This window comes from Streptomyces flaveus (assembly GCF_014647675.1).
GTDB lineage: Bacteria > Actinomycetota > Actinomycetes > Streptomycetales > Streptomycetaceae > Streptomyces > Streptomyces flaveus.
In genome coordinates this window covers 97,254-123,616 of the sequence record NZ_BMPQ01000015.1, presented here as the reverse complement: position 1 = coordinate 123,616, position 26,363 = coordinate 97,254, and the positions used below count along the sequence as shown (strand labels likewise).

Below are 26,363 nucleotides of genomic sequence, written 5' to 3'. Positions count from 1 at the left end.
TTCAGCTCAGTCGCATAGGGTTCCCGCCGCAGCCAACAAGCGACGGCGGCGGACTCGTGCCGTGGTCCACAGGGCGAACGCTGCCTGATGAGCCGCTCCCCAGCGCTCCCTAGCCGACCACCCGTCCGTTCAGCACCACCCGCCGGGGATCCGCCAGCACCCGTACGTCCGCCCGCGGATCCCCGTCATAGACGACGAGGTCCGCGGGCGCCCCCTCCTCCAGTCCGGGGCGTCCCAGCCAGGCGCGCGCACCCCACGCCGTGGCCGACAGCGCCTCGACCGGCGGAATCCCGGCGGTCACCAGCTCGGCCACCTCGCCCGCCACCAGCCCGTGCGCGAGTGAACCGCCGGCGTCGGTGCCGACGTACACGGGGATACCCGCGTCGTACGCGGAGCGCACGGTGTCGTAGCGCCGTTCGTGGAGCCGTCGCATGTGGGCGGACCAGCGCGGGAACTTGGACTCGGCGCCGGCCGCGAGGCGCGGGAACGTGGCGATGTTGACGAGGGTGGGGACGATGGCGACGCCGCGTGAGGCGAAGAGGGGGATGAGGTCCTCGGTCAGGCCCGTGGCGTGCTCGATGCAGTCGATGCCCGCCTCGACCAGGTCCCGCAGGGAGTCCTCGGCGAAGCAGTGGGCGGTGACGCGCGCGCCGAGGCGATGGGCCTCCGCGATGGCCGCCTCGACCGCGTCTCGCGGCCAGCAGGCACTCAGGTCTCCCGTTCCTCGGTCGATCCAGTCGCCCACCAGCTTGACCCAGCCGTCACCGCGCCGGGCCTCCTGGGCGACGTAGGCAACCAGGTCGTCCGGCTCGATCTCCCACGCGAAGTTACGGATGTAGCGGCGGGTGCGGGCGATGTGGCGGCCGGCCCGGATGATCTTCGGGAGGTCGTCGCGGTCGTCGATCCAGCGGGTGTCGGAGGGCGAGCCCGCGTCGCGGATGAGGAGGGTGCCGGCGTCGCGGTCGGTCAGGGCCTGCTTCTCGGAGACGTCGTCCGGCACCGGGCCGTGGGTGTCGAGCCCGACATGGCAGTGCGCGTCGACGAGTCCGGGCAGCGCCCAGCCCTGGACGGTACGGACATCACGGGCGCCGACGGGTCGCTCGTACGAGACTCTGCCGTCGATCACCCAGAGTTCGTCCCGGGCGTCGTCGGGGCCGACGAGCACCCGCCCCTTCACGTGCAGCACCGCGCGATCGCTCATGGTCTGCACTTTAGTCAGGCGTGGGCTACTCCCCCTTGCCCACTTGGTCCGAGATCTCCTCCACGTCCGCCATGGCCGGGTCGAGGAGCCGGGACAGGAAGTGGCGGGTGCGCTCGTGGGCCGGGTTGCCGATGACCTGCTCGGGTGTGCCGTCCTCGACGATCACGCCGTCGTCCATGAAGACGACCCGGTCGGCGACCTCGCGCGCGAAGGTCATCTCGTGGGTGACGACCATCATCGTCATGCCCTCGTTCGCGAGCATGCGCATCACCGCGAGGACGTCGCCGACGAGTTCGGGGTCGAGTGCGGAGGTGGGCTCGTCGAAGAGCATCACCTCGGGGCCCATGGCGAGCGCGCGGGCGATCGCCACGCGCTGCTGCTGGCCGCCGGAGAGCGAGGACGGGTACGCGTCCGCCTTCTCGGAGAGGCCGACGCGCCGCAGGTTGTCGGCGGCCACCTTCGCCGCCTGCGCCTTGTCGCGGCCCAGTACGCGGCGCTGCGGCAGGGCGAGGTTCTCGGTCACCGACAGATGCGGGAAGAGGTTGAACTGCTGGAACACCATGCCGATCCGGCGGCGTACGGCGTCGATGTCCACGTCGGGGTGGGTGACTTCGGTGCCGCCGACGAAGACCTGGCCCTTGGTGGGCTCCTCCAGGAGGTTCACGCAGCGCAGCAGCGTGGACTTGCCTGAGCCGGACGGGCCGATGACGCACACGACCTCGCCGCGGCCGATCTCCAGGTCGATGCCGCGCAGCACCTCGTTGTCGCCGAAGGACTTGTGCAGGCCGCGGACTTGGATCTCTGGCGTACCGCTCGTGCTGCTCATTTGGTGGCCTCCCCGGCCTTCGCCTCAAGACGGCGTACGACAAAACCGAGCGGGACCGTGACCAGCAGATAGCACAGGCCCGCGACCAGGATCGGCGTGGAGTTGGCGCTCTCGCTCGCCAAGTCCCGGCCGAACTTGGCGAGTTCGCGCTCCTCGAGGGTGACGCCGAGGAACAGCACCAGCGAGGAGTCCTTGAAGAGGAGGACGAGTTCGTTGGTGAGCGGCGGGATCACGATGCGGAAGGCCTGCGGGATGATGATCGAGGCCATGGCGCGCGCATGGGAGAAGCCCAGCGAACGGGCCGCCTCCATCTGCCCCTTGGGCACGGCCTGGATGCCCGCGCGGATGGTCTCCGCCATGTACGCGGCGGCCACCAGACCGAGCGCGAGGGCGACCTTCCCGTACGTACCGCCGGGGATCTCCGTGCCCGGGAAGGCCAGCGGTACGGCGACGCCCACGAAGATGAAGATCAGCAGGGCGGGCAGCCCGCGGAAGATCTCGATGTAGATGCCGGCGAGCCAGCGGTACGGTCCCACCGGCGAGAGCCGCATGAGTGCGATGACCATGCCGAGGGCGAGGCCGAAGGCGAAGCCGGACAGCGTGTAGAGCACGGTGTTGCGCAGCGCCAGCGTGATGATGTCCGGGAACAGTTCCTTCGCCAGGTCGGCCTGGGCGAACTGGTTCTGCAGCCGGTCCCAGTCGGCCGTGACGCCGAGGGCGACCAGGGCGGCGGCGAAGACCGCGTACTGGATGCCTCGCGAGACGGCCCGCTTCTGACGCCTGGTCAGTCCCTGCTTGCGTGGCTGGACCTGGGTGTCGGCCTTGCTCATGAGGCGGCGGACGGGGAAGCGGAGGCGGCGCCCGCGGCGTTCGAGGCGCCCTCGTCGTATGGGCCGATCCACTGCTCGTACAGCTTCTTGTACGTGCCGTCGGCCTTCGCGTCCTTCAGCGCCTTGTTGATGGCCTCGACGAGTTCGGTGTTGCCCTTCTTCACCGAGAAGCCGTACTGCTCACCGGTGTTGAGGTTGTCGACGACCTCGAAGGCGTCGGCGTTCGCCTTGTCCTTGAGCCAGCCCTGAACGACCGGGTAGTCGATGACGACGGCCTGGACCTGGCCGGTGCGCAGGCCGTTGAGGACCGCGTCGGAGCTCTCGAAGGAGACCGGGTCGAAGCCCTTGCTCTTCGCGTACTCCTCGCCCGTCGTCTGCGCCTGTGCGCCGAGCTTCTTGCCCTTCAGGGCGTCGAAGGAGCCGATGCCGCTCTTCTTGTCGACGAGGACGGCCTGGGTGGCGTCGAAGTACGGGGCGGAGAAGTCGACGTTCTTCTTGCGCTCGTCGGTGATCGTCATGCCGGCCGCGGCGAGGTCGCACTCCCCGGAGTTGAGGAACGCGCCGGTCTTGAAGTTCTCGAAGGGCGTGTCCAGGATGTCCTGCTTCACGCCCAGGTCCTTGGCGACCAGGTCTATGAGCGCCACGTCGAAGCCCTGCACCTTGCCGTCGATCTCCGACTGGAAGGGCGGGTACGGCAGATGCGTGCAGGTCGTGAGCTGCCCCGCCTCGACGAGGCTGACCCCCTTGACGGTCTCGCCTCCCCCGTCGCCCGACGAGCAGCCGGCCACGAGCAGCAGCCCGGCCGTCGCGGTGGTGGCGGCCAGAATGCGGGTCCGGCGTCCGGGGACGGTGTTCACGGGGACCTCCTGTGAGGGGACTGAGGATTCGATTATAAGGAAAGCTTTGAGTCACCCAAACCATTCCCATGGTCACTGGGTGGTCCAGCCTCAGAACTCTCCGGTCGGGGGCGCAGGGGCCGCCCGTTACGCTCTCAACGACCTACCCCCGTGAGCGAAGAGAGCACCGCCATGACCCACCCGTTCCTGAACCTGGCGCCGCTGACCGCCGCGCGCTTCGCGGCGATAGAGGATCGCGTGGCGCGGCTGCTCTCCACCGAGCAGGACGTCGTGATCACTCAGGGCGAGGCGCTGCTTCCGCTGGAGGGCTGCATCCGGGGCGCCGCAGGACCGGGGACGACCGCGCTGAACGTGATCACCGGCCCGTACGGGCAGACCTTCGGAGACTGGCTGCGGGACTGCGGGGCGACCGTGATCGATCTCGCCGTGCCGTTCCACACGGCGGTCACGGCCGTGCGGATACGGGAGGCGTTCGCGGCGCACCCGGAGATCGACTTCGTCTCGCTGGTCCACGCGGAGGCGGCGACCGGCAACACGAATCCCGTGGCGGAGATAGGCGAGGTCGTACGGGAGCACGGTGCGCTGTTCATGCTCGATGCCGTGGCCTCGGTGGGGGCCGAGCCGTTGCTGCCGGACGCGTGGGGTGTCGATCTGTGCGTGATCGGGGCGCAGAAGGCGATGGGCGGGCCCGCGGGGGTCTCGGCGGTGTCGGTGAGTTCGCGTGCGTGGGCACGGATGGCTGCCAATCCGCGGGCGCCGCGTCGCTCGTATCTCTCCCTTCTGGACTGGAAGGAGCGCTGGATCGGCGGCGGCCGCAAGGCGCTGCTGCATGCGCCGGCACAGCTCGAGATGCTCGCGCTCGAAGCGTGCGTGGAACGGATCGAGGTGGAGGGGCTGGAAGCGGTGATGGCCCGCCACGCCACGGCCGCGGCGGCGACCCGGGCGGCGGCTCTCGCCCTGGGCGGCGGACTTGAGCCGTACGTGTACGAGGCCGGGGACGCGGCGCCGGTTGCCACAACGTTGCGTACGCCTACGGGGGTTGACGCCTCGGAGCTGGTGGCCCGGGCGTTGGCCGCCGATCCAGCTCTTCCGGTGGTCGCGGGTGGGGGTGTGCTGGCCAAGGAGATGATCCGGGTCAACCACTATGGGCCCGATGCGACGCGTGGGGCTGTGCATGCCTGTGTGGCCGCCTTGGGCGCGGCACTGACCGAGTCGGGACGCTCGGTGGATCTGGAGGCGGGACGCCGAGCGGTGACGGAGGTATGGGCCGAGGCCTGAGAGTTTCGCCGCCAGCGTGCTCGGAACCGTGCCCACGTCCGCCACGTCCTCCGCGGCATGACCAGAACGCACCGAACCGTCGAAACCCTGCTGATCAGGACCGCTCTGCCCGCCGAGGCCGCGGACGTGGCCGAACTGCACAGGCGAGCCCGCGCCACCTACTACCCCGACGGCCTGCCGGACGACGGCACCGACTGGCCCGCCGTCTGGCGCGACGCCATCGAGCGTCCCGACGGCCACGTGCTGTGTGCGTTACGCGCCACCCGTCTGGTGGGCATCGCCTCCTTCCGCACCGCCGAAGGCGCCCCGGCCGACTCGGTCAAGCTGTTCCAGTTCCATGTCGACCCCGGCCACTGGCGCTCCGGTATCGGCGCCGAGCTGCACGCGGCCTGCGTCGAGCAGTGGCGGGCCGACGGCAAACGGACGGCGACTCTCGAGGTGTACGTCGACAACCAGCGCGCTCAGGCCTTCTACGCCCGCCAGGGCTGGGTCCCCGATCCGGAGCAGCCGCCCCGCGAAGGCGACCACCACCTGTCGCTGACCTACGCGGTGAACGGGGAATGACCTGAGCCGGTTGAATGTTCACGCACCCAGCGGAGGGAGCCTTCGCGTACCCGTGCGACCTGGAGAGCCGAAGACATGCGCGTCGAGATCTGGAGCGATATCGCCTGCCCCTGGTGCTATGTGGGCAAGGCCCGCTTCGAGAAGGCACTTGACGCCTTCCCGCACCGGGACGAGATCGAGGTGGTGCATCGTTCCTTCGAGCTCGACCCGAAGCGGGCCAAGGGTGACAACGAGTCCGTTCTGAAGATGCTCACCAAGAAGTACGGGATGAGCGAGGCGCAGGCCCGGGCGGGCGAGGAGAACCTGGGCTCGCTGGCCGCCGCCGAGGGGCTGGAGTACCGCACCGAGGGCCGCGACCACGGCAGCACCTTCGACATGCACCGGCTGCTGCACTTCGCCAAGGAGCAGGGACGGCAGAGCGAGCTGCTCCAGATCCTGTACCGGGCGAACTTCGTCGAGGAACGGTCCCTCTACATCGACGCCGACGCGTATCTGATCGAGCTGGCCGTCGAGGCCGGTCTCGACGCGGACGCCGCCCGCAAGGTGCTCGCCGACCCGGACGCGTACGCCGATGAGGTCCGGGCCGACGAACGCGAGGCCGCCGAGCTCGGTGCGAACGGCGTCCCCTTCTTCGTCCTCGACCGCAAGTACGGCGTCTCGGGCGCCCAGCCCGTCGAGGCCTTCGGGCAGGCGCTGCAGCAGGCGTGGGGCAACCGCTCGCCGCTGAAGCTGATCCAGGACGGCGACGCGGACGCCTGCGGTCCCGACGGATGCGCGGTGCCGCGGCACTGAGAGAGCGCCCACAGAAAACGCGCAGGTCAGGGGCGACGTATAAGCGTTCCTTAGCGGGATCACGTAAATAATCGCAATGGACCAGGGGACGGCGAGGGCTCACAGTGGTCCCATGGAGACCTTCGAGAGCCTCGTCCGTACCGAGTTCGCCCCGAAGAACACCTTTCTGAACACCGCGAGCAGCGGGCTGCTGCCCGCCCGTACCGTCGCCGCCCTGCAGGAGGCCGCGGCGCTCCGGGCCGACGGCAGTCCGCTGGACTCGCTGTTCGCCGATGTGGAGGCCGCCCGGGCCTCCTTCGCCCGGCTGGCCGGAGTCCCGGTAGGCCGGGTGGCGGCCGGGTCCTCGGTCAGCGCCTACACCGGGCTTGTCGCCGCCTCGCTGCCCGCGGGCGCCGAAGTCCTCACCGCCGAGGACGACTTCGCCTCCGTCGTGAACCCCTTCCACGTCCGCACGGACCTCAAGGTGCGGGCCGTGCCCCTGGAGCGGATCGCCGAGTCCGTCCGGCCCGGCACCGCACTCGTCGCGGTCAGCGCCGCGCAGTCCGCCGACGGCCGGATCGCCGACCTGGCCGCGCTGCGCGAGGCGGCCAGGGAGCACGGGGCCCGTACGTACGTCGACTTCTCGCAGGCGGCCGGCTGGCTGCCGATGGAGGCTGGGGCGGACGACTACACCTCCTCCGTCTGCTACAAGTGGCTGCTCGGCCCGCACGGAGCTGGTTTCCTCGTCGTGCCGGAGGACTTCGGCGGGCTCACGCCGATCCTGGCCGGCTGGGTCGCCGGGGAGCACCCGTGGGACAGCTGCTACGGCCCCGTGGCCGAACTCGCCCACTCCGCCCGGCGGTTCGATCTGCCCCCCGCTCTCTTCAGCTACGCCGGACTGCGCCGCTCCCTCGAACTCATCGAGGAACTCGGCGTCGACGCCGTACACGCCCACGACCTCGCCCTCGCCGACCGCTTCCGGGCGGGCCTCACCGGTCTCGGCCACGAAGCCCTGCCCGCGCCGGGCTCGGCGATCGTGTCCGTGCCCGGCCTCGGCCACCTCCAGCCCGAGCTGGGCAAGGCCGGGATCCAGGTCTCCAACCGCGCGGGCAACCTGCGTGCCTCCTTCCACCTCTACAACACGCCCGCCGACGTCGACCGCCTGCTGGATGTCCTGTCCGCCTGAACCACTGGCGTGGGCCCGCCGGGGACGCTAGGAAGGCACCAGGGGGTGGAGCCGTTGGAGACCACGGGGACGTCGTCCGTCGAACCGGCCGCCGACGCGGAGTTGCAGCGGCGGCTGGTGTACGGCGACGAGTCCGCGCTGACCGAGGCGTACGCCGCGTACAGCGGGCTCGTCCGGGGGGTGGCGGTCCGGGTGACGCGCAGCCCGGCCGCCGCCGAGGATGTGGCACAGGAGGTCTTCGCCCAGCTGTGGAGCAGGCCGTACGGGTTCGACGCGCGCCGAGGCTCGCTGCGTACCTGGCTGTCCGTGCTGGCGCACCGGCGAGCCGTGGACTGGGTGCGCAGCGAGGCCCGGCACCGCAAGGCCGCCGGCGCCGACGACTCGGCTCTGCAGGCGATCCCCGACACGGGACCCGGCCCGGACGAGACGGTCGTCGACCGCGAGCGCTCGCTTCTGCTGCACTCCGCGCTCGCCGAACTCCCGCAGCACCAGCGGGAGGTGGTGCACCTCGCGTATTTCGCGGGCCGCACCTACCGCCAGGCCGCCGTCGAACTCGGCATACCGGAAGGCACCGCCAAGACCCGGCTGCGCTCCGCATTGCGCAAGCTGGCCGAGTCCATGGCGGACCCACCGGATCCGGCCTTGGAAAGAGGCGCATGATGGATGGAAGCGGCCGGGAAGCCGGGAAGGGAGGTGCGCGGTGACCACTGATCACGACGGGGTACGTGAGCTGCTGGGGGCCTGGGCCTTCGGCGCGTTGCGGCCGGAGGAGGAGAAGGCGGTGCCGCGGCATCTCGCCGAATGCGAGAGCTGCGCGGCCGAGGCGGAGCGGCTGCGGGAGACGGTACGGCTGCTGGACGGGCCGCGGGGAACGGCCATGAGCAACGGTTCGGGAGAGTCGGAGGGCGTACTCGCCCTCGCGCTGCGCGCCCGGCCCGCCGTGCCGCAGGTCGCCGCGCACGCCGCCCCGTACGCCGCCACCGTCGCCGGACTCCAGGCGCTGGTGCGGGAGTTGGACGGCCGCTGGAGCACACCGGTCGTGCACGACTGGGACGCGCACGCGACACTCGCGCATCTCCTCGCCGCCGACGAGCCGTTGGCGCTGCGCCTTGGTCTCGACGCGCGCGTGCCCGCCTCGCCGGTCCCGGAGGGGACGAGCTGGGAGGAGGCCTGGAGCGCGCGTACCGCCGATGTGATCGCGTACGAGCGGCAGCGCGGCCCCGAGGAGACGGTGACCGCGTGGGCCGCTCAGGCAGCCGCGCTGCTGGCCACGCCCGAGGCCCGGGATCTTGAACGCGCCGCGCTCGCCACGACGTTGATGGGGATCCGGCTGCCCGTCGCCGATCACTTCCTCGTGCGGGCCTTCGAGGCGTGGATCCACACGGACGACATCGGCCGTGCGCTGGGCCTCGCCGTACCGCCGCCGCCCGAGGAGCACCTCTGGCGGCTGGTCCGGCTCGCCGTCCGCATCCTCGGCATGGCGCTGGGGACCGCGGCGCCCCCGGTGCTGTTCGCGGTGGCCGGCGGCGAGAGCGACGCCCAGTGGGTGCTCGGCTCCGAGGACGAACCCGTGCGAGCCGAACTCGTCCTGGAACCCGTCGACTTCTGCCTGCTCGTCGGCGGACGGTACGCACCCGAGGAGGTCCCGAGGGGCGCAACGGGCGACGAGGGGGCCGTACGGAACGTACTGGAGCGGGCCGCCTCTCTGTCCTGGCTGTAGACGCACGAGGGGCGGCACCCTCAGCAAGGGTGCCGCCCCATCAGCCGTACGTCACTTCACCATCCCGACGGTCACTTGACCGGCGTGAAGTCCCGAGCCCCGATGAACTCGGGCCGGCGGACCGGTGCCGCGAACGGCTCCACCGCCTCGTTCTCCACGCTGTTGAACACGATGAAGACGTTCGACCGCGGGAACGGGGTGATGTTGTCCCCCGAACCGTGCATGCAGTTGCAGTCGAACCAGGTCGCCGAGCCGGCCCGCCCCGTGAAGAGCTTGATGCCGTGCGCCTGGGCGAACTTGGTGAGCGCCTCGTCGGAGGGCGTGCCCGCGTCCTGCATCTGCAGCGACTTCTTGTAGTTGTCCTTCGGCGTGGCACCCGCACAGGCGAGGAACGTCTTGTGCGACCCCGGCATGATCATGAGGCCGCCGTTGGTGTCGTAGTTCTCGGTCAGTGCGATCGAGACGGACACGGTGCGCATGTTCGGCAGGCCGTCCTCGGCGTGCCAGGTCTCGAAGTCCGAGTGCCAGTAGAAGCCGCTCGCTCCGAAGCCGGGCTTGACGTTGATCCGCGACTGGTGGACGTACACGTCCGAGCCGAGGATCTGCCGGGCACGGCCCACGACCCGCTCGTCGCGCACGAGTCGCGCGAAGATCTCACTGATCTTGTGGACCTCGAAGACCGAACGGATCTCCTGCGACTTCGGCTCGACGATCGAGCGCTCGTCGGCGCGGATCGCCGGGTCGCTCACCAGGCGTTCCAACTCGCCCCGGTAGACGGCCACTTCCTCGTCGCCGATGAGCTGCTCGATGGCGAGGAAGCCATCGCGCTCGTACGACTGGAGCTCGGCCGCCGCGATCGGTCCTGGCGTGCCCGGCTCGCTCCACACCACGGGGTCCTGGCGGGGTACGGCCGTCTCGGTGACGCCGCGGCTCGGATACAGGTCGGTGAGCGTGGTCATGGTTCTCAGACCTCCTCGGTCAGCAGGGGATAAACGCCGTTCTCGTCATGGTCCTCCCGTCCGGTCACCGGCGGATTGAAGACGCAGAGGCAGCGGAAGTCCTCCTTGATCTTCATCGTGTGCTTCTCGTGGCCGTCGAGGAGGTACATGGTGCCGGGGGTGATGGTGAACTTCTCCCCGGTCTCGTCGTTGGTGAGCTCGGCCTCGCCCTCCACGCAGACGACGGCCTCGATGTGGTTGGCGTACCACATCGACGTCTCCGTACCGGCGTACAGGATCGTCTCGTGCAGGGAGAAGCCGACCTTCTCCTTGGCGAGGACGATGCGTTTGCTCTCCCAGGTGCCCGACGCGGACTTGACGTGCCGGTCGGTGCCTTCGAGGTCCTTGAACGAACGGACAATCACGGTGGTGCAGTGCCTCCTTCAGGCTGCGGGCGGTTGCGGTTACGCCGTCTCTCGTACGGCGCGGGCGAGGGTGCGCAGACCCTCGTCCAGCTCGTCGGGCGTGATGGTGAGCGCCGGGAGGAGCTTGACGACCTCGCTCTCCGGGCCCGACGTCTCGATGAGCAGGCCGAGTTCGAAGGCCCGCTTGGCGATGCGTCCCGCGCGCTCCTTGTCGTGGAACTCGATGCCCCAGACCAGGCCGCGGCCGCGGTACTCCTTGATGTCGGCGAGGTTCTCCTCGCAGAGGGCGATCAGCGACTGCTCAATCTGCTCGCCGCGGGCCCTGGTCTGCTTCTCCATGGCCGGCCCGTCGGACCAGTACGTCTCAAGGGCTGCCGCGGCCGTCACGAAAGCGGGGTTGTTGCCGCGGAACGTGCCGTTGTGCTCGCCCGGCTCCCAGATGTCCAGCTCGGGCTTGAACAGGGTCAGCGCCATGGGCAGTCCGTAGCCGCTGATGGACTTGGAGACGGTCACGATGTCCGGCGTGATGCCCGCCTCCTCGAAGGAGAAGAACGCGCCGGTGCGGCCGCAGCCCATCTGGATGTCGTCGACGATGAGCAGCATGTCCTGACGCTCGCACAGCTCGGCCAGGGCCTGCAGCCACTCGGGACGCGCGACGTTGATGCCGCCCTCGCCCTGCACGGTCTCGACGATCACCGCGGCGGGCTGGTTGAGGCCGGAGCCCTGGTCCTCGAGAAGTCGCTCGAACCAGAGGAAGTCCGGGACCTGGCCGTCGAAGTAGTTGTCGAACGGCATGGGCGTGCCGTGCACGAGCGGGATGCCCGCTCCGGCGCGCTTGAAGGCGTTGCCGGTCACGGCGAGCGAGCCGAGCGACATCCCGTGGAAGGCGTTCGTGAACGACACGATCGCTTCCCGGCCCTTCACTTTTCGCGCCAGTTTCAGCGCCGACTCGACGGCGTTGGTGCCCGTCGGGCCCGGGAACATGACCTTGTACGGCAGGTCGCGCGGGCGCAGCACGATGTTCTGGAACGACTCGAGGAAGGCGCGTTTGGCGGTCGTCGACATGTCGAGACCGTGGGTGACGCCGTCGCGCTCCAGGTAGTCGATGAGGGCGCGTTTGAGTACGGGGTTGTTGTGGCCGTAGTTGAGTGACCCGGCACCGGCGAAGAAGTCCAGGTACTCGTGGCCGTCCTCGTCGTACATGCGGCTGCCCTGCGCGCGGTCGAAGATGGTGGGCCAGCCGCGGCAGTAGCTGCGCACCTCCGACTCCAGGGTCTGGAAGACGCTCAGATCGGGCTGGGTGATGGTCACAGCGAATCTCCTCCTGGGAGATGAAGTCCTGGGGGTGAACCGGGTGGTCAGGCCCGGTCGTTCGGATCTGTCTGATGGATCTGCTGGATGTGCTGAATCTGCTGGTCGGATCGGCCGTGGTCGGTCGGTTCGGTCCGTAGGCCGGCTGGTCGGCCGGTCGCTCAGTCGGCCTGGTCGGCTCTGAGCGCCCGGTCAGCCGGTCGGAGGTTCAGCGGTCCTATGCGGTACAGCACCTCGGGATCGTGCGAGCCGTCCGGGAACTGCCCTGCGGCGAACAGCACTTCACGCTCGACGTTCGCTCCGTGGCGTGCGGCGTACGAGGTGAACAGGCGCTCGGAGGCCGCGTTGCCCGGGGTGATCGTGGTCTCGACGGTTTCGAGGCCGTGGTCGTGGGCTACTCGTGCTGTGAGTCCGTCCAGCAGGGCGGCGGCGAGGCCGCGCCCGCGGTACGCGGCGTCGACGGCCACCTGCCAGACGAGCAGGGTGCCCGGCTGGTCGGGCCGGACGTACCCGGTGATGAAACCGACCGGCATCCCCTCCTTGTCGCGCGCCACCACCGAGGTGCCGGCGAAGTCACGGCACCACAGCAGGTAGCTGTACGAGGAGTTCAGGTCGAGGGTTCTGGAGTCCTTGGCGATGCGCCAGAGCGCGGCCCCGTCCACCACCTCCGGACGGTCGATCCGCAGCCCCTCCGGCATTTCCAGGAATTCCGCTTGCAGGTCTGCTTGTGCGGCGGTCATGCGGATTAAATTTACCGAGAGAAAGCTGAAATCGCATCGCCGGATGGGGTTACATGAGCGCCGTTCCTATGTTATCGCGCGTGCGCGGATGCCGCGCGTCGAGGCGGCAGAAGCAACCTGTTTGTCCGGAAAATACGGGAGGAAGCGGGCACCTTGTGCATTGCGTCACAGATACGTAACCGTCACGAGACCTGCCCGAATTACGAGGTTGGCGTTCACGGAATCTTAGCGTTTAGCCTCGGAAAAAGCGGGCAGAAGAAGACGGGAAGCTGCACTCGAACAAGCACCGGGTGGACGGCGACATAAAGGCGGAATGAATTCTTCAATTACGCGCCGGTGACCCCGTCGATACGCTCCCTCACAATGTCCGCGTGGCCGTTGTGACGGGCGTACTCCTCGATCATGTGGATGAGGATCCAGCGCAGGCTGACCTCAAGCCCGGCCATCGGGCCGCCGGCGATCCGTCCGGTGTCGTCCAGCGACCGCCCCGCACACAGCTCCTGCCCCCGGGCGATCTCCCGCCGCCAGTTCGCCAGCGCCTCGTCGAGCCCGCGCTCCGGGTCGAGGGCGGTGCCGCCGTCCATGTCCCCGACCTCGCCCCCGTACACGGTCGGCACGTCGAGCCCGGCGAACACCCGCTGGAACCAGTTCCGTTCGACCTCGGCGAGATGCTGGACCAGCCCGAGCAGGGTCAGCTCCGACGGCTCGGCGGAGGCCATCCGCAGCTGCTCGTCGTCCAGTCCCGCGCACTTCAGCTCAAGCGTGGCGCGGTGAAAGGCGAGCCAGCTCTCCAGCATGGGCCGCTCCGGCCCGGTCATGATCGGGACGGGGCGGCCGTCGGGCAGGGTCTGGGTCTGGGTCCGGTGTGTGTCGGTGGCCATGCCGGGCAGCATGGCACGGGGGCCCGGCGATGCGGGAGAGGCGAAATTCCGCCGTCAGGAATCAGCTGCCGTCGCGCAGGTCCGCCGGCCAGTCCGGGAGGAACTCGATGCCGTCGTACGTGACCACGCACCCCTCCCCCATCGGCGACTGCGTCATAAACCCGACGAGGGCCGCTCCGGAGGCCTTCTCGTCGGCCAGGGTGAACAGGCGCACGAAGGTCCAGCGCTTGCCGTCCTTGGAGGCGTGGAAGGCGAAGGCACGGCCCGTGCGGCTGATCCGCAGCCAGACCGAGCTTCCCTCCACGGTGAAGGAGTTGGCGTCGTCGGAGTGGCCACGGGTGACTACCGTGCACACGGTCGGCACATCCGGCGAGTTCTCCAGGCAGAGCTTGGCCCACTCCCGCTCGGCGACGTGTACGTACAGCACGCCCGCGTCGAAGGCCCCGGCGAAGCCGACGGTGACGCGGGCGATCAGCTGGAAGTCCCCCTCCGGCGCCCCGAGCAGCCGAGGCGCGTCGGCCGCGGGGTCCAGCGCCTCATCAGTGGGCGGCACAAACCGGTCCTGCCGCGCCCCCGCCCATCCGGTGAGCACCCCGTCCTCGTACGACCAGTGCCCGTCGGGGCCGTAACTACGGAGTGAGAAGGGAAGTTCGGGTATTTCGAGATCCATGCGGTGAGTCTCCCAGGTCCCCCACCGCGCCCCGAAAGGGGCGCGGCACTGTCAGAGCATGCGGCCACGAGAGCGCCCTTCAGGGGCGCGGGACTGTGTCGATATGCGGCTCCGCCGCGATGGGGGTCCCCCCGCTCGAGCGAATTCGAGAGTGGGGGAGCGACCAGCCACAACCGGCCCGCAGCCCGCAGCGAACCGCACCCCTACGGCGCTACCCGCATCCCCCGCCCCCCAGCGGAGCGCTACCGCTCAAGCCGCCCGTTGAAGCGCCGCGGCAGCCCCAGCGGATTCTCATCGCGCAACTCGGCGGGCAGCAGCGCCTCAGGCGCGTTCTGATACGCAACCGGCCGCAGCCACCGCTCAATAGCCGTACCCCCCACAGACGTGGACGTCGACGTCGTCGCGGGGTACGGGCCCCCGTGATGCTGGGCCGGAGCCACAGCGACACCGGTGGGCCAGCCGTTGACGAGCACGCGCCCCGCAAGCGGCGTCAGCTCGGCAAGGAGCTCCGCTCCACGCCCCTCCCCCGCCGCTTCCTCGGCAGAGAGATGCACGGTCGCGGTGAGGTTGCCGGGCAGCCGGGAGAGGACGGCGCCTGCCTCGGAGTCGTCCTCGTACCGAGCGACAACGGTGATCGGCCCGAAGCACTCCTCCAGGAGCAGATCGTGCTCCCCCTCGGCGGCGAGCCTGCCCGCCGGCACGGTCAGGAACCCGGGGCTCACGGTGTGCTCGCTGCCCGCGCCCGGCGTCACCGGAGCGTCCACGTCCGGGAGTTCGGCCCGCTCGGCCACCCCGGCGACGAAGTTGTCGCGCATCCGGTGGTCCAGCAGCACACCCGCGTCGGTGTTGCTGACCGCGTCGGTGAGGGACTTCAGCAGTCGGTCACCCGCCGCGCCCGTCGGCGCGAGAACGAGCCCCGGCTTCACGCAGAACTGGCCGACACCCAGCGTCATGGAGCCCGCGAGCCCCGTACCGATCGCCTCGGCGCGCTCGGCGGCGGCGGCCTCGGTGATGACGACGGGGTTCAGCGAACCCAGCTCGCCGTGGAACGGGATCGGCACGGGCCGGGCGGCAGCCGCGTCGAAGAGGGCACGACCGCCCCGTACGGAACCGGTGAAACCGGCCGCCGACACCAGCGGATGCTTGACCAGCTCGACGCCTGCCTCGAAGCCGTGCACGAGCCCGACGACCCCCTTGGGGATGTCGTGCTGCTCGGCGGCCCGCCGCAGCGTCGCCGCGACCAGCTCGGACAGCCCCGGGTGGTCGGGGTGCGCCTTGACGACGACCGGGCAGCCCGCGGCGAGCGCGCTCGCGGTGTCGCCGCCCGCGACCGAGAAGGCGAAGGGGAAGTTCGAGGCCGAGTAGACGGCGACGACACCCAGCGGCACCTTGTAGCGGCGCAGGTCCGGGATCGGCGGCGTCGCGGTGTCGTCGGGGTGGTTGATCACGACGTCGAGGAACGCGCCCTCGTCGACGATGTCCGCGAAGGCCCGCAACTGGTAGCAGGTACGGGCGAGTTCACCGGTGAGCCGGACCGGGCCGAGCGCGGTCTCCGCGTCCGCGGCCTCCACGAGGTGGTCCTTGGCGCCTTCGAGCAGTTCCGCGGCGCTGCGAAGGAAGGCCGAGCGGACCGTGCGGTCGGCAAGGGCTCCCCGGGCGGCATGAGCCGCGCGGACCGCCGTGTCCACCTCCTGGGCTGTGGCTTCCACCGCAACCTGTTCACGCTGCTTCCCGGTTCGGGGGTCGACACTCCAGACTGGTGCTGCTGCCACCGGGGGTTCCTCCAGAAGATGTGATGCCGCAGTTCTTATGTGATGCCGCAGTTCTTGTGTCACTCACCAGGGCGTTCGATATGTTGAACACTGTCTCTGATGGTGAATATGTCTCGGAGACTATTTCCCGTCGAACGAAGGGGTCAAGGGCGATGTCGGCAGGCGAGACAGGCGGCGGGGCGCAGGTCAAGTCCGCGGTGCGGACTGTGGAACTACTGGAGTTCTTCGCCGGCCGACCAGGAATGCATTCCCTGGCCGCCGTTCAGGAGGCCGTAGGTTACCCCAAGTCCAGTTTGTACATGTTGCTTCGTACGCTCGTCGAGCTCGGCTGGGTCGAGACGGACGCGACGGGCACGCGGTACGGCATCGGGGTGCGCGCCCTCCTCGTCGGTACGTCGTACATCGACGGCGACGAGGTGGTGGCCGTGGCCAGACCGACCCTGGACCGGCTCTCGGACGACACTACGGAGACGATCCACCTGGCGCGGCTGGACGGCACGAATGTGGTGTATCTCGCGACCCGCCAGTCCCAGCACTACCTCCGCCCCTTCACGCGCGTGGGCCGCCGGCTGCCCGCCCACTCCACCTCGCTCGGCAAGGCGCTGCTGGCCACGCACACGGACGAGCAGGTACGCAAGCTGCTGCCGGAGACCCTCCCCGCGCTGACCGAGCACACGATCACCGACCGGGAGAAGCTCATCGAGGAGCTGCACCAGGTGCGGGAGCAGGGTTTCGCGGTGGACCGCGAGGAGAACACGCTGGGACTGCGCTGCTTCGGCGTCGCGATTCCGTACCGTACGCCCGCGCGTGACGCCATCAGCTGCTCCGTACCCGTGGCGCGGCTGACACCCGCGCACGAGCAGATGGTGAAGGACGCCCTGTTCGACGCCCGCGACCGGCTGACGCTCGCCACCCGGAGGCTTTGACATGTCTGGCCTGGATGTGGCCCTGCGCGAGGTCCACGACAGTGATCTGCCGGTGTTCTTCCGGCAGATCAACGATCCCGAGGCCGCCCTGATGGCCGCGTTCACGGTCAGGGATCCGGCCGATTGGGACGCCTTCGACGCCCACTGGAAGCGGATCCGCGCTTCCTCCGACGTGGTCAATCGCACGGTCCTCGCCGACGGCGACGTGGTGGGCAGCGCGGCGGTGTACGGCGAGCCGGGCGAGCGCGAGGTGACGTACTGGATCGACCGCGCGTACTGGGGCCGCGGTATCGCCACGCGCGCCCTGCGGGCCCTGCTCGCCGAGGTCCCCGAGCGCCCGCTGTACGCCCGCGCCGCCGCGGACAACGCGGGTTCGCGCCGTGTCCTGGAGAAGTGCGGCTTCCGCGTGACCGAGCATGCCAGGGGGTACGCGAACGCGCGCGGGGCGGAGATCGACGAGGTGGTCCTCATCCTGGACGGCTGAGCCGCGCACCCCCACGCGGTTCATGAAGCCCGGATGAGAAACCCGGGCCTACGGGAACGAATCCCCGCATCCCGCTCGTCTTTCAGAACGCGATGAACACGACGATCAGACGGGCCTCCGTCTTCACGCTGCTGCTCGTGCTCGCCCTGCTGGTCAGGGCGACCTGGGTGCAGTTCTACGACGGCACGGCACTCGCGGAGAACAAGGACAACCGGCGGAACGTGATCGAGCAGTACGCGTACCCGCTCGGGAACATCATCGTGGCCGGCGACGCGATCACCGGGTCCGCGGAGACGGACAGCGGCGACCTCAAGTACCAGCGGACGTACAAGGACGGCGCGCTGTATTCGGCGGTCACGGGCTACAGCTCGCAGGTGTACGGGGCGACGCAGCTGGAGGGCGTCTACCAGGACCTGCTCGACGGCACGGACAACCGGCTGAAGAACCCGATGGACGCGGTCACCGGCAAGCGTGCCGATCCGGGTGACGTGATCACGACGATCGACTCGGATGTGCAGAAGGCCGCATATGACGCGCTGGGCGACACAAAGGGTGCGGCCGTCGCCATCGACCCGACGAACGGCAAGATCCTCGGTGTCGTGTCGACCCCTTCGTACGACCCGTCCGAGATCAGCGGCTCCGACGACTCCGCCGCCTGGGAAAAGCTGACGAAGGACCCGGACAAGCCGATGACGAACCGGGCGCTGCGCCAGCCTCTGCCGCCGGGCTCGACGTTCAAGCTGGTCGTGGCGGCTGCCGCGCTGGAGGACGGGCTGTACTCGTCGGTGGACGAGAAGACGGACAGCCCGGACCCGTACCCGCTGCCGGGCACGACCCGCGTGCTGGGCAACGAGAACCCGTCGGCGCCCTGTGAGGACGCCACGATCCGGGTCGCGTTGCAGTACTCGTGCAACAACGTCTTCGGGAAGATGGCCGTCGACCTGGGCCAGGACAAGGTCAAGGAGATGGCGGAGAAGTTCGGCTTCAACGACGGGGAGCAAGACGTTCCGGTGCGTGCGTACGAGAGCGTCTATCCGTCCGGCATGGACAAGGCGCAGACGGCGCTGTCAGGCATCGGGCAGTTCGACGTCCAGGCGACGCCGTTGCAGATGGCCATGGTGTCGGCGGCCATCGCCAATGGCGGTGAGCTGGTCTCGCCGCACATGGTGTCGCAGATCAGCGACGCGAGCGGCAATGCGCTGGAGAACTACGACGACAACACGGACACCAAGGAGATCGTCAGCTCGTCCACGGCCGAGCAGTTGCAGTCGGCGATGCAGACGGTCGTCGACGAGGGCACGGGTACGAACGCGCAGATCGACGGCGCGACGGTGGGCGGCAAGACGGGTACGGCCCAGCACGGCGAGAACAACAGCCAGACGCCGTATGCCTGGTTCACGTCGTACGCGAAGGACGACTCCACGGGCAAGGAGGTCGCTGTCGCTGTGATCATCGAGCAGTCGGATGCGGCTCGCTCGGAGGTCAGCGGTAACGGGCTGGCCGCGCCGGTGGCGAAGGCGATGATGGAAGCGGCGCTTCAGAGCTAGGCGCTCCGCTGGAGGTGCAGTTCGAAGCTGCGGGTTCGTCGTGGCTGGTCGCGCCCACGCGGCGGAGCCGCATATCGATACAGCCCCGCGCCCCTAGAAGGAAGGCCTGCGGCCTCCTTCTAGGGGCGCGGTAACGCACCGGACTTGGGCTTACACGCCCAGCAGCTGCTCGATCGGGTCGATCGCGAAGTACACCAGGAACAGTGCCGACGCGCCCCACAGCAGCCAGTGGACCTCGCGGGCCTTGCCGAGCACGGTCTTGATGAGGACGTACGCGACGAAACCCGCCCCGATGCCGTTGGTGATCGAGTACGTGAACGGCATCACGGCGATCGTCAGGAAGGCGGGGATGGCTATCTCGTACTTGTCCCAGTCGATGTACTTGACCTGAGTCATCATCAGGAAGCCGACCGCGACGAGAGCCGGGGCCGCCGCCTGGAGCGGGACGATGGTCAGCAGCGGGGTCATGAACAGGGCCAGGGCGAACAGTCCGCCGGTGACCAGGTTGGCGAAGCCCGTGCGCGCGCCCTCGCCGACGCCCGCCGCCGACTCGATGTACGAGGTCGACGACGAGGCGGAGGCCGCACCGCCCGCGACCGCGGCGGCACCGTCGATCAGCAGCACGCGGCCGAGGTTGGGGACCTTGCCCTCCTCGTCCAGCAGCCCGGCCTCGGCGCTGACGCCGACGACCGTGCCCATGGTGTCGAAGAAGTCCGACAGGATCAGCGTGAAGACCAGCAGGACGACGGTGATCGCGCCGGCCTCACCGAAGGCGCCGAAGAGGCTGAAGTCGCCGATCAGCCCGAAGTCGGGGGTGTCGACCACCTTGTCCGGCCAGGAGGGCGTGGTCAGGCCCCAACTCTTGATGTCGGCCGCCGAGTTGATGACGATCGCCAGGAGCGTCATGGCCACGATGCTGATCAGGATCGCGCCCTTGACCTTGCGGGCGAGCAGCCCGATGGTCAGCAGCACCCCGAGGCAGAAGACGAGCATCGGCCAGCCGGTCAGCGCGCCGGTGGCGCCCAACTGCACGGGCACCGTGGTGTTCGCCACGTCCGGGATACGGGTCACGAACCCGGCGTCGACGAAGCCGATGAACGCGATGAACAGGCCTATGCCGACGCTGATCGCCTGCTTCATGGGCTGGGGTATCGCGTGCATGACGGCCTCGCGCAGGCCCGTCACCACCAGCACGCAGATCAGCAGGCCCTCGAGGACGATCAGGCCCATCGCGTCGGCCCAGCTCATCAGCGGGGCGATCTGGAAGGCGACGACGGCGTTGAGGCCGAGCCCGGCGGCGAGGGCGAGCGGCAGATTGCCGCCGACGCCCATGATGATGGTCATCACCGCGGCCACCAGGGCGGTGGCGGTGACCAGTTGGACGCTGTCGAGCCGCTGCCCGAACTTGTCCTCGGCGCTGCCCAGGATGATGGGGTTCAGGACAAGGATGTACGCCATCGTGAAGAACGTGGCGAAACCGCCGCGGATCTCCCGGGCGAAGGTGGATCCCCTGGCAGAGATCTTGAAGAACCGGTCGACACTGTTCGCCGGGGGTGGTGCGGCACTCGGCCGGTCGGTCACCTTCTGTGCTCCGGACATGCGGATGCTCCTCGTTACTGCGTGCTGGGTGTGCGGATGCTGGCTGGATTGTTCCCGGTGTTGATCCGCTTTCGGGTTTTCTCCGTGTTACGGAATGGGGTTCGGCCTACCGCACGACCTTCGAAGCCCTGTACGGACGCCTGCTACTCTCTCGAATCTCACCCCACAGGGGCACCATTCCTTCACGGGTGACACACGGGGTCCGTATACGCACTACGCAGGCACGGCGCGCGCAGGTCAACCGTACTGTCCGGATTCAGCAGGGGAGAGGTCGCCCGTGGGCACGGTCGTCGACGACGCAGCCTCCGTGGAGTTTCACGACTTCTTCGAGCGGCACTATGCCGAACTGGCGCGGCTGGCCCATCTGTTGACCGGCGAGTCGGACGCCGCCGACGATCTGGCGGCGGACGCGCTGCTCGCCATGTGGCACCGCTGGGACCGGGTGCGGGCGGCGGACCATCCGGTGGCGTACGCGCGCGGAGTGGTCGCCAATCTGGCGCGCAGCCGGATCCGCAGCGCGGTGCGCGAGCGCAGACGCATCACACTGTTCTGGTCGCAGCGCGAGGAGAGCAGCGAGAACCCGGACGTGCCGGCCGTGGTCGATGTCCAGGGGGCGCTGCGCAGTCTGCCGTTCCGCAAGCGGGCATGTGTGGTACTACGGCACGCTTTCGACCTCTCGGAGAAGGACACCGCGCTCGCCCTCGGCATCTCGGTCGGTACGGTGAAGAGCCAGACGTCGAAGGGGATGGCCGAGTTGCAGCGGTTGCTGGGCAGTGCGGACGGCCCGAGCCACGTGCACGCGGCGGTGCTGCGCACCGGTGGCACCGGAGGGGGGAACTCGTGACCGGGCGGCGTGACACACATGGCAAGGTGCGCGCCCGGCTGCGTGAGGCGGCCGGCGCTCATGAGCCCGACCGTGCGCGCATCCTGGCCCGCATCGAGCGTGGCATGGCGGATACCGAGACCTCCCGGCGCCCTGCGCAGCGGCCCCAAGTGCTCGGCTGGGCGCGGGTCGTCGGCGCCACGGCCGCTGTCGCGGGCGTGCTCGCGGTGGGCGGCTATGCGGCGGCGTCCGCGCTGAAGGAGGAGGACAAGACCCAGCAGACCGTCGCGGTCACGCCGACTCCAGAGCCGTCGGCGGAGGAGTCGAGCCGCGGCGAGATCTCGCCGGACGCGACGAGTTCCCCGCGTCCCGAGCAGCCGACCGCGGCCGAGTCACCGCCGGTCAAGCCGCCCGAGCCGCCCCCGGCCGTCACTCCACCCCCGGACGTCGGCACCGAGGAAGGCCCGCTGTGGTCGGACGGCTCGGTCGATCCGCACAGCAACGACTTCTGGGCGCAGAGCAATGTGACGGTGCGTTCGGAGGAGCAACTCACCTCGCTGACCGTCCAGTTGCGCATCAAGCAGACCGGCGGGGTCAACTCGACGGGCGCCTGGCGCTCGCTGCCCGAGGGCGACTTCGAGCTGACGGTCGGCGAGCGGGACGGCTTCCTCGTCTACACATGGGCGCTCAAGGAGGGCCGTACGGTCCCGGCCGGCGAGTTCGTGTTCGCCGGGCAGTACGACCATGACCGCGGCGGCCGTGACGCCGGCGACGACCGTTACGCGGCGACCGCGACGGCCGACGGCGAACAGGTGGGCGTGCAGGGCGACTTCGCGAGCCAGGACTCCGACGACGAAGATTCATGACCGGCGACTGACGACGGCTCATGACCGGCGGCTCGGAAAGCTCATAACGAGCGCTCGCTGCAAAAAAGTTCCGAGGACCGGCAACCCCTTCCTACCGGGTGGCAACCAGAGAGACGCAAGGTCTCTCCCCCCCACTCAAGGAACGGGACATGAGTTCAGAAACACAGCAGCGCGCACGCCACCGCCGCAGGCTCAACCGGACGCACGCCGTGATCGGCGGCGTGTCCGCGTTAGGCCTGACCGGAGCGGCAGTCTTCGCCAGCACCTTAATGTCGTCGGCGAACGCGGCCGCCCAGTGGCCGGCCCCCAACGGCAGCGAGCCGGTCTCCAAGACGATCTCGGTGAGCGGTGTCCGGGACGGCGGCATGAAGCGCTTCTACGGCAGCGGCGATCTGGCCGGTGACGGTCAGGAAGAGGGCGGAGACCCGATCTTCGAGCTCGCGGACGGCGCGACGCTGAAGAACGTCGTCATCGGCAAACCCGGCGCCGACGGCGTCCACTGCAAGGGCACCTGCACGCTGCAGAACGTCTGGTGGGAGGACGTCGGCGAGGACGCCGCCACCTTCCGCGGCGGCAACTCGGCCACCTTCATCATCAAGGGCGGCGGCGCGAAGCACGCCGCCGACAAGGTCCTCCAGCACAACGGCGGCGGCAAGCTCGTCGTCTCGAACTTCGTGGTGGAGGACTTCAAGACCCTCTACCGCTCCTGCGGCAACTGCTCGACGCAGTACAAGCGCAGCGTTATCTTCAACGGCCTTCAGGTGACCGCTCCCGGCGGGCGTCTGGTCGGCATCAACAGCAACTACGGCGACTCCGCGGCCCTGCGCAAGGTCACGATCACCGGCGACAGCGGCAAGAAGATCGTGCCGTGCCAGAAGTACAAGGGCAACAACTCCGGTGACGAGCCTCAGGAAGCGGGCTCGGACGCCGACGGCACGCACTGCAACTACAAGCCATCGGACATCACGTACAAGTAGCCACGTGATCCAGCACCTGGAGCACCACTCTTGAGCACGCACAGAAAGCACCTCACCCGTCGCCGTCTGCTTGCCGCGTCCGCCGTGGGCGTGGCCGGCTCCGGCGCGGCGGTCGCGGCCGGCACCGGCTTGCTCTCCTCGGCGTCGGCCGCGACCTTCGGCCACTCCGACGACGGCAGGAACCATGTGATCGACACGGGCGCCTCCCTCGTCTTCAAGATCTCCAAGTCGACCGGCGATCTGACCTCGCTGGTCTACAGGGGCAAGGAGTATGAGGGCTACGGCGGCAGGCACTCGCACGTGGAGTCGGGGCTCGGCTCGTCGACCGTGACCATCAAGCAGTCCGGGAACACGATCCTGGTCAGCGTGGTGCACGGCACGCTCAAGCACTACTACGCGGCGCGCAAGGGCCAGGACAACGTCTACATGTGGACGAACAAGGCCGACACGTCGTTCACGGCGACCCGCTACATCGCCCGGATCAAGGCGGGGATCTTCCCGAACGAGGGCCCGGACTCCTGGGTGGAGGCCTCCGACACGATCATCGAGGCGGGCGACGTCTGGAAGAAGTCGAACGGCCAGACCCGCTCCAAGCACTACTCGGGCGTGCGGGTCATGGACTACGACTACATCGGCTACACCACCGGCTCGGTGGGGCTCTGGATGGTCCGCTCCAACCACGAGAAGGCGTCGGGCGGCCCGTTCTACCGCTCGCTGCTGCGCCACTCGAACGACGGCGGCGTGGGCCTGTACGAGATCCTGCACTACAACCAGTCGCAGACCGAGGCGATGCGCTTCGGTCTGCAGGGTCCGTACGTCCTGTCCTTCACCGACGGGGGTACGCCGGCGTCGTCGCTGTTCGCGAAGAACCTCGACACCTCGTGGGTGGACGGCCTCGGCATCTCCGGCTGGGTCGGCAGGTCCGGCCGCGGCAAGGTGTCGGGCGTCGGGCTGAAGGGCATGGACGCCGACTACGCGTACACCGTGGGCTTCGCCAACGACGACGCGCAGTACTGGACGAAGGCCGCTGCGGGCACGGGTGCTTTCAGTTGCGCGGGCATGCTGCCGGGGACGTACACGCTCACCGTCTTCAAGGGTGAACTGGCCGTGCACACCCGGGAGGTGAAGGTGACGGCGGGCGGTACCACGGCCCTGAACACCCTCACCGTCAGCGACGACCCGAGCAGCGCCGACACGATCTGGCGGCTCGGGAACTGGGACGGTACGCCCGGCGAGTTCAAGAACGCCAAGCTGATGACGTACGCGCATCCGTCCGACGTGCGCGCGTCGAAGTGGACGGGCAACGTCACCATAGGCAGCGGTGACGCGGCCGCGTCGTTCCCGGCGTACATGTGGAAGGACGTCAACGACGGCATCCTCGTGTACTTCAAGCTGACCGCCGCCCAGGCCGCCGCCGCGCACACCCTGCGCATCGGCGTGACCACCGCCCTCATCAACGGGCGTCCGCGCGTGACGGTCAACGACTGGGTGTCGGCGATCCCTTCGGCGCCGTCGCAGCCCTCGACGCGGTCCCTGACGACGGGCTCGTACCGGGGCAACAACCACACGTTCACGTACAACGTGCCGGCGAGCGCGTGGAAGTCGGACACCAGTCAGTACAACGTGCTGAAGCTGAACATCGTCAGCGGCTCCACCGGAACCGGGTTCCTCAGCCCGGGCACGTCGTTCGACTGCATGGATCTGCTGGCCTGAGCCACCCCCACGCGGGCCAGTAGCAAGGGGAAACGCCCCCGCCGGACTTGGGAGGTCTCGGCGGGGGCGTTCTCATGGGCCGTGGGGGGATGGGCCCGTGGGGGGAGCGGGAGGATCAGTTCATCGTCGAACCGATGGTGGTGGAGCCTGTCGTCAGGAACGTCGTCGTGGGCAGTGAGCCGTTCGGCTTGCGGGCGCCGTACGCGGTGGACGCCTTCGTGGACTTGAGGGCCGGGGTGGCGATGCCCTTGTCCCAGTTGTTGCCCGCGGAGACGGTGGACGGGCCGAGCTTGCTCAGACCGCCCTTGTTGCGCACCGCGAGGTTCTTGCCGAGCCGGGCCTTGCCGGTGGCGAAGTAGTAGCCGGAGCCGGCGTTGGCGTAGGCGGTGTTGCGGTTCAGGCTCATGGCACCGGTGTTGGAGTTCTCGGTGAAGCCGTGCTTCGTGTTGTTCCAGGCCGCGTTGTGAGTGACGACGTGGGCGACCGAGGCGCCTCCGCCACCGAGCTTGAAGCCGTTGCCGTTGCCCTCGAAGTCCGGGTCCTTCCAGCGGTTTCCGCCGTTTCCGTACGCCCAGGAGTGCTCGATGGTGACCGGGCTGGAGAACTGCCACAGGTCGAGGCCGTCGTCCGAGTTGTTGTAGAGGCGGGCGCCGGTGATCTTGTTGCCGGTGCCGGAGCCGAACTTGACGGCGATCCCGTCGGCGTTCTGGCCGTGGCCCGACGGGTCGTAGTTGCCGTAACTGTCCAGGTTCCGCACGAGGTTGTTCGTGGTGCCGTCGCCGCGCAGGGTGAAGCCGGAGTCGCCGTTGTGCGCGGTGACGAGGTTCTTGAACACTCCGCCGACGGAGGAGGTGGCGACGAAGCCCTGAGCCGGCGAGTTCTGCCAGGTGATGTTCGCGACGGTCCAGTAGTCGCCGTAGATCCCGGCCAGCCAGGAGCCGTCGGGCAGCTTCGAGCCGTCGATCCGCACCTTCGCCCCGGCCGCGGCCTTGAGGGTGATACGGGCCGAACTGGTGCCGTTCACCGAGGACTTGAGGGTCCGCGTCGGATAGTACGTGCCGCCGCGCACCTGGATGACGGTGCCGGCCGTGGCGGCCTTGACGGCGGCTTCCAGCTGAGCGGTGCTGGACACGGTGACCGTCTTGGTGGGGGCGGCGGCGCTGGCTCCGTCCTCCGAGAAGCCGAGGTGAACGCCGCCCGCCCCCGCGGCGACGGCCACCGCTGCGGCGACGGAGAGGGTGCGGGTCCTGCGGTGGCGTCCAGTGCTCTGAAGCACGGGGCGTTCCTTTCCTGGAGGTTAGGGACGAGAGGCGGGCCGAGGGCTCACCTCTGTACACCCAGGTCGCCGCCATGGCCGGAAAAGGTTGCCGGGCCCACGCGAAAAGCAATCGAAACTTTCGATCACCCCGGTCCCGGTCGCACCGATTGACGCACCGTCCCCCACTGGTGAAACTCCAG

The 26,363-nt window shown here is 69.0% G+C and carries 26 protein-coding genes; 13 read left to right on the top strand and 13 right to left on the bottom strand.

Translation table 11 applies throughout. The features are described 5' to 3' along the window. Positions 1-109: 109 nt before the first annotated feature. The 4 genes from IEZ21_RS27025 to IEZ21_RS27010 are packed head-to-tail and all read right to left on the bottom strand — an operon-like array spanning position 110 to position 3,714. On the bottom strand, positions 110-1,201 hold the full coding sequence (locus IEZ21_RS27025; RefSeq protein WP_189324484.1) for an amidohydrolase family protein: 1,092 nt from the start codon (positions 1,199-1,201) through the stop codon (positions 110-112). 25 nt (positions 1,202-1,226) lie between these two features. Further along, positions 1,227-2,027 (bottom strand): amino acid ABC transporter ATP-binding protein, encoded by an 801-nt coding sequence (locus IEZ21_RS27020; RefSeq protein ID WP_189324483.1) that lies wholly within the window; start codon positions 2,025-2,027, stop codon positions 1,227-1,229. Further along, complete coding sequence (locus IEZ21_RS27015; protein WP_189324482.1) at positions 2,024-2,857, bottom strand: amino acid ABC transporter permease; 834 nt, start codon at positions 2,855-2,857, stop codon at positions 2,024-2,026. The genes IEZ21_RS27020 and IEZ21_RS27015 overlap by 4 nt, the downstream gene beginning before the upstream one ends. Continuing rightward, positions 2,854-3,714 carry a transporter substrate-binding domain-containing protein gene (locus IEZ21_RS27010; protein WP_189324481.1) on the bottom strand — a complete coding sequence of 287 codons (861 nt, stop codon included), beginning with the start codon at positions 3,712-3,714 and terminating at the stop codon, positions 2,854-2,856. The genes IEZ21_RS27015 and IEZ21_RS27010 overlap by 4 nt, the downstream gene beginning before the upstream one ends. Positions 3,715-3,885: 171 nt before the next feature. Here IEZ21_RS27010 and IEZ21_RS27005 point away from each other — a divergent pair, with 171 nt between their 5' ends. The 6 genes from IEZ21_RS27005 to IEZ21_RS26980 all read left to right on the top strand — a co-directional run bounded on the left by IEZ21_RS27005 (position 3,886) and on the right by IEZ21_RS26980 (position 9,233). After that, entirely contained in the window at positions 3,886-4,992 is a 1,107-nt protein-coding gene (locus IEZ21_RS27005) for a pyridoxal-phosphate-dependent aminotransferase family protein (protein ID WP_189324553.1), read from the top strand. Between the two features lie 57 nt (positions 4,993-5,049). Next, positions 5,050-5,556 carry a GNAT family N-acetyltransferase gene (locus tag IEZ21_RS27000; protein ID WP_189324480.1) on the top strand — a complete coding sequence of 169 codons (507 nt, stop codon included), beginning with the start codon at positions 5,050-5,052 and terminating at the stop codon, positions 5,554-5,556. A 75-nt stretch (positions 5,557-5,631) separates the two neighbouring features. Further along, the gene (locus IEZ21_RS26995) at positions 5,632-6,348 is read left to right on the top strand and encodes a DsbA family oxidoreductase (RefSeq protein WP_189324479.1); all 717 of its coding nucleotides are present in this window, start codon (positions 5,632-5,634) and stop codon (positions 6,346-6,348) included. Between the two features lie 112 nt (positions 6,349-6,460). After that, the gene (locus tag IEZ21_RS26990) at positions 6,461-7,513 is read left to right on the top strand and encodes an aminotransferase class V-fold PLP-dependent enzyme (RefSeq protein ID WP_189324478.1); all 1,053 of its coding nucleotides are present in this window, start codon (positions 6,461-6,463) and stop codon (positions 7,511-7,513) included. A gap of 54 nt (positions 7,514-7,567) precedes the next feature. Then, complete coding sequence (locus IEZ21_RS26985; protein ID WP_106972266.1) at positions 7,568-8,173, top strand: RNA polymerase sigma factor; 606 nt, start codon at positions 7,568-7,570, stop codon at positions 8,171-8,173. 40 nt (positions 8,174-8,213) lie between these two features. Continuing rightward, on the top strand, positions 8,214-9,233 hold the full coding sequence (locus tag IEZ21_RS26980; RefSeq protein ID WP_189324477.1) for a maleylpyruvate isomerase family mycothiol-dependent enzyme: 1,020 nt from the start codon (positions 8,214-8,216) through the stop codon (positions 9,231-9,233). 71 nt (positions 9,234-9,304) lie between these two features. Here IEZ21_RS26980 and thpD read toward each other — a convergent pair whose 3' ends face one another. From thpD to IEZ21_RS26945, 7 genes are all read right to left on the bottom strand, one after another. Next, a complete protein-coding gene (gene thpD / locus IEZ21_RS26975; protein WP_189324476.1) occupies positions 9,305-10,192 on the bottom strand; it encodes an ectoine hydroxylase in 888 nt (295 codons plus the stop codon). A 5-nt stretch (positions 10,193-10,197) separates the two neighbouring features. Beyond that, positions 10,198-10,596, bottom strand: coding sequence for an ectoine synthase (locus tag IEZ21_RS26970; protein ID WP_033317823.1), 399 nt, complete (start codon positions 10,594-10,596; stop codon positions 10,198-10,200). 39 nt (positions 10,597-10,635) lie between these two features. Beyond that, positions 10,636-11,907, bottom strand: a complete 1,272-nt coding sequence (gene ectB, locus IEZ21_RS26965) for a diaminobutyrate--2-oxoglutarate transaminase (RefSeq protein ID WP_189324475.1) — start codon at positions 11,905-11,907, stop codon at positions 10,636-10,638. 161 nt (positions 11,908-12,068) lie between these two features. Next, positions 12,069-12,647: a diaminobutyrate acetyltransferase gene (ectA, locus tag IEZ21_RS26960; RefSeq protein ID WP_051744277.1), complete on the bottom strand. Its 579-nt coding sequence runs from the start codon at positions 12,645-12,647 to the stop codon at positions 12,069-12,071. Between the two features lie 326 nt (positions 12,648-12,973). Then, positions 12,974-13,528 carry a DinB family protein gene (locus IEZ21_RS26955; RefSeq protein ID WP_246568173.1) on the bottom strand — a complete coding sequence of 185 codons (555 nt, stop codon included), beginning with the start codon at positions 13,526-13,528 and terminating at the stop codon, positions 12,974-12,976. A gap of 61 nt (positions 13,529-13,589) precedes the next feature. Further along, positions 13,590-14,198, bottom strand: coding sequence for a DUF1349 domain-containing protein (locus IEZ21_RS26950; protein WP_033317825.1), 609 nt, complete (start codon positions 14,196-14,198; stop codon positions 13,590-13,592). A gap of 242 nt (positions 14,199-14,440) precedes the next feature. After that, positions 14,441-15,970 carry an aldehyde dehydrogenase (NADP(+)) gene (locus IEZ21_RS26945; RefSeq protein WP_189324473.1) on the bottom strand — a complete coding sequence of 510 codons (1,530 nt, stop codon included), beginning with the start codon at positions 15,968-15,970 and terminating at the stop codon, positions 14,441-14,443. A gap of 152 nt (positions 15,971-16,122) precedes the next feature. Between IEZ21_RS26945 and IEZ21_RS26940 the strand changes: the two genes are divergently transcribed. The 3 genes from IEZ21_RS26940 to IEZ21_RS26930 all read left to right on the top strand — a co-directional run bounded on the left by IEZ21_RS26940 (position 16,123) and on the right by IEZ21_RS26930 (position 18,927). Continuing rightward, positions 16,123-16,896: an IclR family transcriptional regulator gene (locus IEZ21_RS26940; protein WP_033317827.1), complete on the top strand. Its 774-nt coding sequence runs from the start codon at positions 16,123-16,125 to the stop codon at positions 16,894-16,896. Positions 16,897-16,906: 10 nt separating this feature from the next. Then, on the top strand, positions 16,907-17,380 hold the full coding sequence (locus IEZ21_RS26935) for a GNAT family N-acetyltransferase (RefSeq protein WP_189324552.1): 474 nt from the start codon (positions 16,907-16,909) through the stop codon (positions 17,378-17,380). 92 nt (positions 17,381-17,472) lie between these two features. Further along, positions 17,473-18,927 carry a peptidoglycan D,D-transpeptidase FtsI family protein gene (locus IEZ21_RS26930; RefSeq protein ID WP_189324472.1) on the top strand — a complete coding sequence of 485 codons (1,455 nt, stop codon included), beginning with the start codon at positions 17,473-17,475 and terminating at the stop codon, positions 18,925-18,927. A gap of 150 nt (positions 18,928-19,077) precedes the next feature. On the opposite strand, the gene IEZ21_RS26925 is transcribed toward IEZ21_RS26930, so the two are convergent. Further along, positions 19,078-20,526, bottom strand: coding sequence for an NCS2 family permease (locus tag IEZ21_RS26925; protein WP_189324471.1), 1,449 nt, complete (start codon positions 20,524-20,526; stop codon positions 19,078-19,080). Between the two features lie 277 nt (positions 20,527-20,803). On the opposite strand from IEZ21_RS26925, the gene IEZ21_RS26920 reads away from it, so the two are divergent. The 4 genes from IEZ21_RS26920 to IEZ21_RS26905 all read left to right on the top strand — a co-directional run bounded on the left by IEZ21_RS26920 (position 20,804) and on the right by IEZ21_RS26905 (position 24,905). Then, positions 20,804-21,370, top strand: a complete 567-nt coding sequence (locus IEZ21_RS26920) for a SigE family RNA polymerase sigma factor (protein WP_033317830.1) — start codon at positions 20,804-20,806, stop codon at positions 21,368-21,370. After that, positions 21,367-22,215 (top strand): hypothetical protein, encoded by an 849-nt coding sequence (locus IEZ21_RS26915; protein ID WP_189324470.1) that lies wholly within the window; start codon positions 21,367-21,369, stop codon positions 22,213-22,215. Before IEZ21_RS26920 ends, IEZ21_RS26915 begins: the two co-directional genes overlap by 4 nt. A gap of 149 nt (positions 22,216-22,364) precedes the next feature. Further along, a complete protein-coding gene (locus tag IEZ21_RS26910) occupies positions 22,365-23,192 on the top strand; it encodes a pectate lyase (protein WP_189324469.1) in 828 nt (275 codons plus the stop codon). Between the two features lie 30 nt (positions 23,193-23,222). Continuing rightward, entirely contained in the window at positions 23,223-24,905 is a 1,683-nt protein-coding gene (locus IEZ21_RS26905) for a rhamnogalacturonan lyase B N-terminal domain-containing protein (protein ID WP_189324468.1), read from the top strand. Between the two features lie 115 nt (positions 24,906-25,020). On the opposite strand, the gene IEZ21_RS26900 is transcribed toward IEZ21_RS26905, so the two are convergent. Beyond that, complete coding sequence (locus IEZ21_RS26900) at positions 25,021-26,181, bottom strand: right-handed parallel beta-helix repeat-containing protein (RefSeq protein WP_189324467.1); 1,161 nt, start codon at positions 26,179-26,181, stop codon at positions 25,021-25,023. Positions 26,182-26,363 lie beyond the last annotated feature (182 nt).

Excerpts from the sequence above, each read along its gene's own strand:
- IEZ21_RS27020 (WP_189324483.1), bottom strand. The coding sequence starts at position 2,027 with ATGAGCAGCACGAGCGGTACGCCAGAGATCCAAGTCCGCGGCCTGCAC.
- IEZ21_RS26930 (WP_189324472.1), top strand. The coding sequence starts at position 17,473 with ATGAACACGACGATCAGACGGGCCTCCGTCTTCACGCTGCTGCTCGTG.
- ectA (WP_051744277.1), bottom strand. The coding sequence starts at position 12,647 with ATGACCGCCGCACAAGCAGACCTGCAAGCGGAATTCCTGGAAATGCCG.
- IEZ21_RS26995 (WP_189324479.1), top strand. The coding sequence starts at position 5,632 with ATGCGCGTCGAGATCTGGAGCGATATCGCCTGCCCCTGGTGCTATGTG.
- IEZ21_RS27000 (WP_189324480.1), top strand. The coding sequence starts at position 5,050 with ATGACCAGAACGCACCGAACCGTCGAAACCCTGCTGATCAGGACCGCT.
- IEZ21_RS26925 (WP_189324471.1), bottom strand. The coding sequence starts at position 20,526 with ATGTCCGGAGCACAGAAGGTGACCGACCGGCCGAGTGCCGCACCACCC.
- thpD (WP_189324476.1), bottom strand. The coding sequence starts at position 10,192 with ATGACCACGCTCACCGACCTGTATCCGAGCCGCGGCGTCACCGAGACG.
- IEZ21_RS26910 (WP_189324469.1), top strand. The coding sequence starts at position 22,365 with ATGAGTTCAGAAACACAGCAGCGCGCACGCCACCGCCGCAGGCTCAAC.
- IEZ21_RS26990 (WP_189324478.1), top strand. The coding sequence starts at position 6,461 with ATGGAGACCTTCGAGAGCCTCGTCCGTACCGAGTTCGCCCCGAAGAAC.
- IEZ21_RS27015 (WP_189324482.1), bottom strand. The coding sequence starts at position 2,857 with ATGAGCAAGGCCGACACCCAGGTCCAGCCACGCAAGCAGGGACTGACC.
- IEZ21_RS26950 (WP_033317825.1), bottom strand. The coding sequence starts at position 14,198 with ATGGATCTCGAAATACCCGAACTTCCCTTCTCACTCCGTAGTTACGGC.
- IEZ21_RS27005 (WP_189324553.1), top strand. The coding sequence starts at position 3,886 with ATGACCCACCCGTTCCTGAACCTGGCGCCGCTGACCGCCGCGCGCTTC.
- IEZ21_RS27025 (WP_189324484.1), bottom strand. The coding sequence starts at position 1,201 with ATGAGCGATCGCGCGGTGCTGCACGTGAAGGGGCGGGTGCTCGTCGGC.
- IEZ21_RS26940 (WP_033317827.1), top strand. The coding sequence starts at position 16,123 with ATGTCGGCAGGCGAGACAGGCGGCGGGGCGCAGGTCAAGTCCGCGGTG.
- IEZ21_RS26955 (WP_246568173.1), bottom strand. The coding sequence starts at position 13,528 with ATGGCCACCGACACACACCGGACCCAGACCCAGACCCTGCCCGACGGC.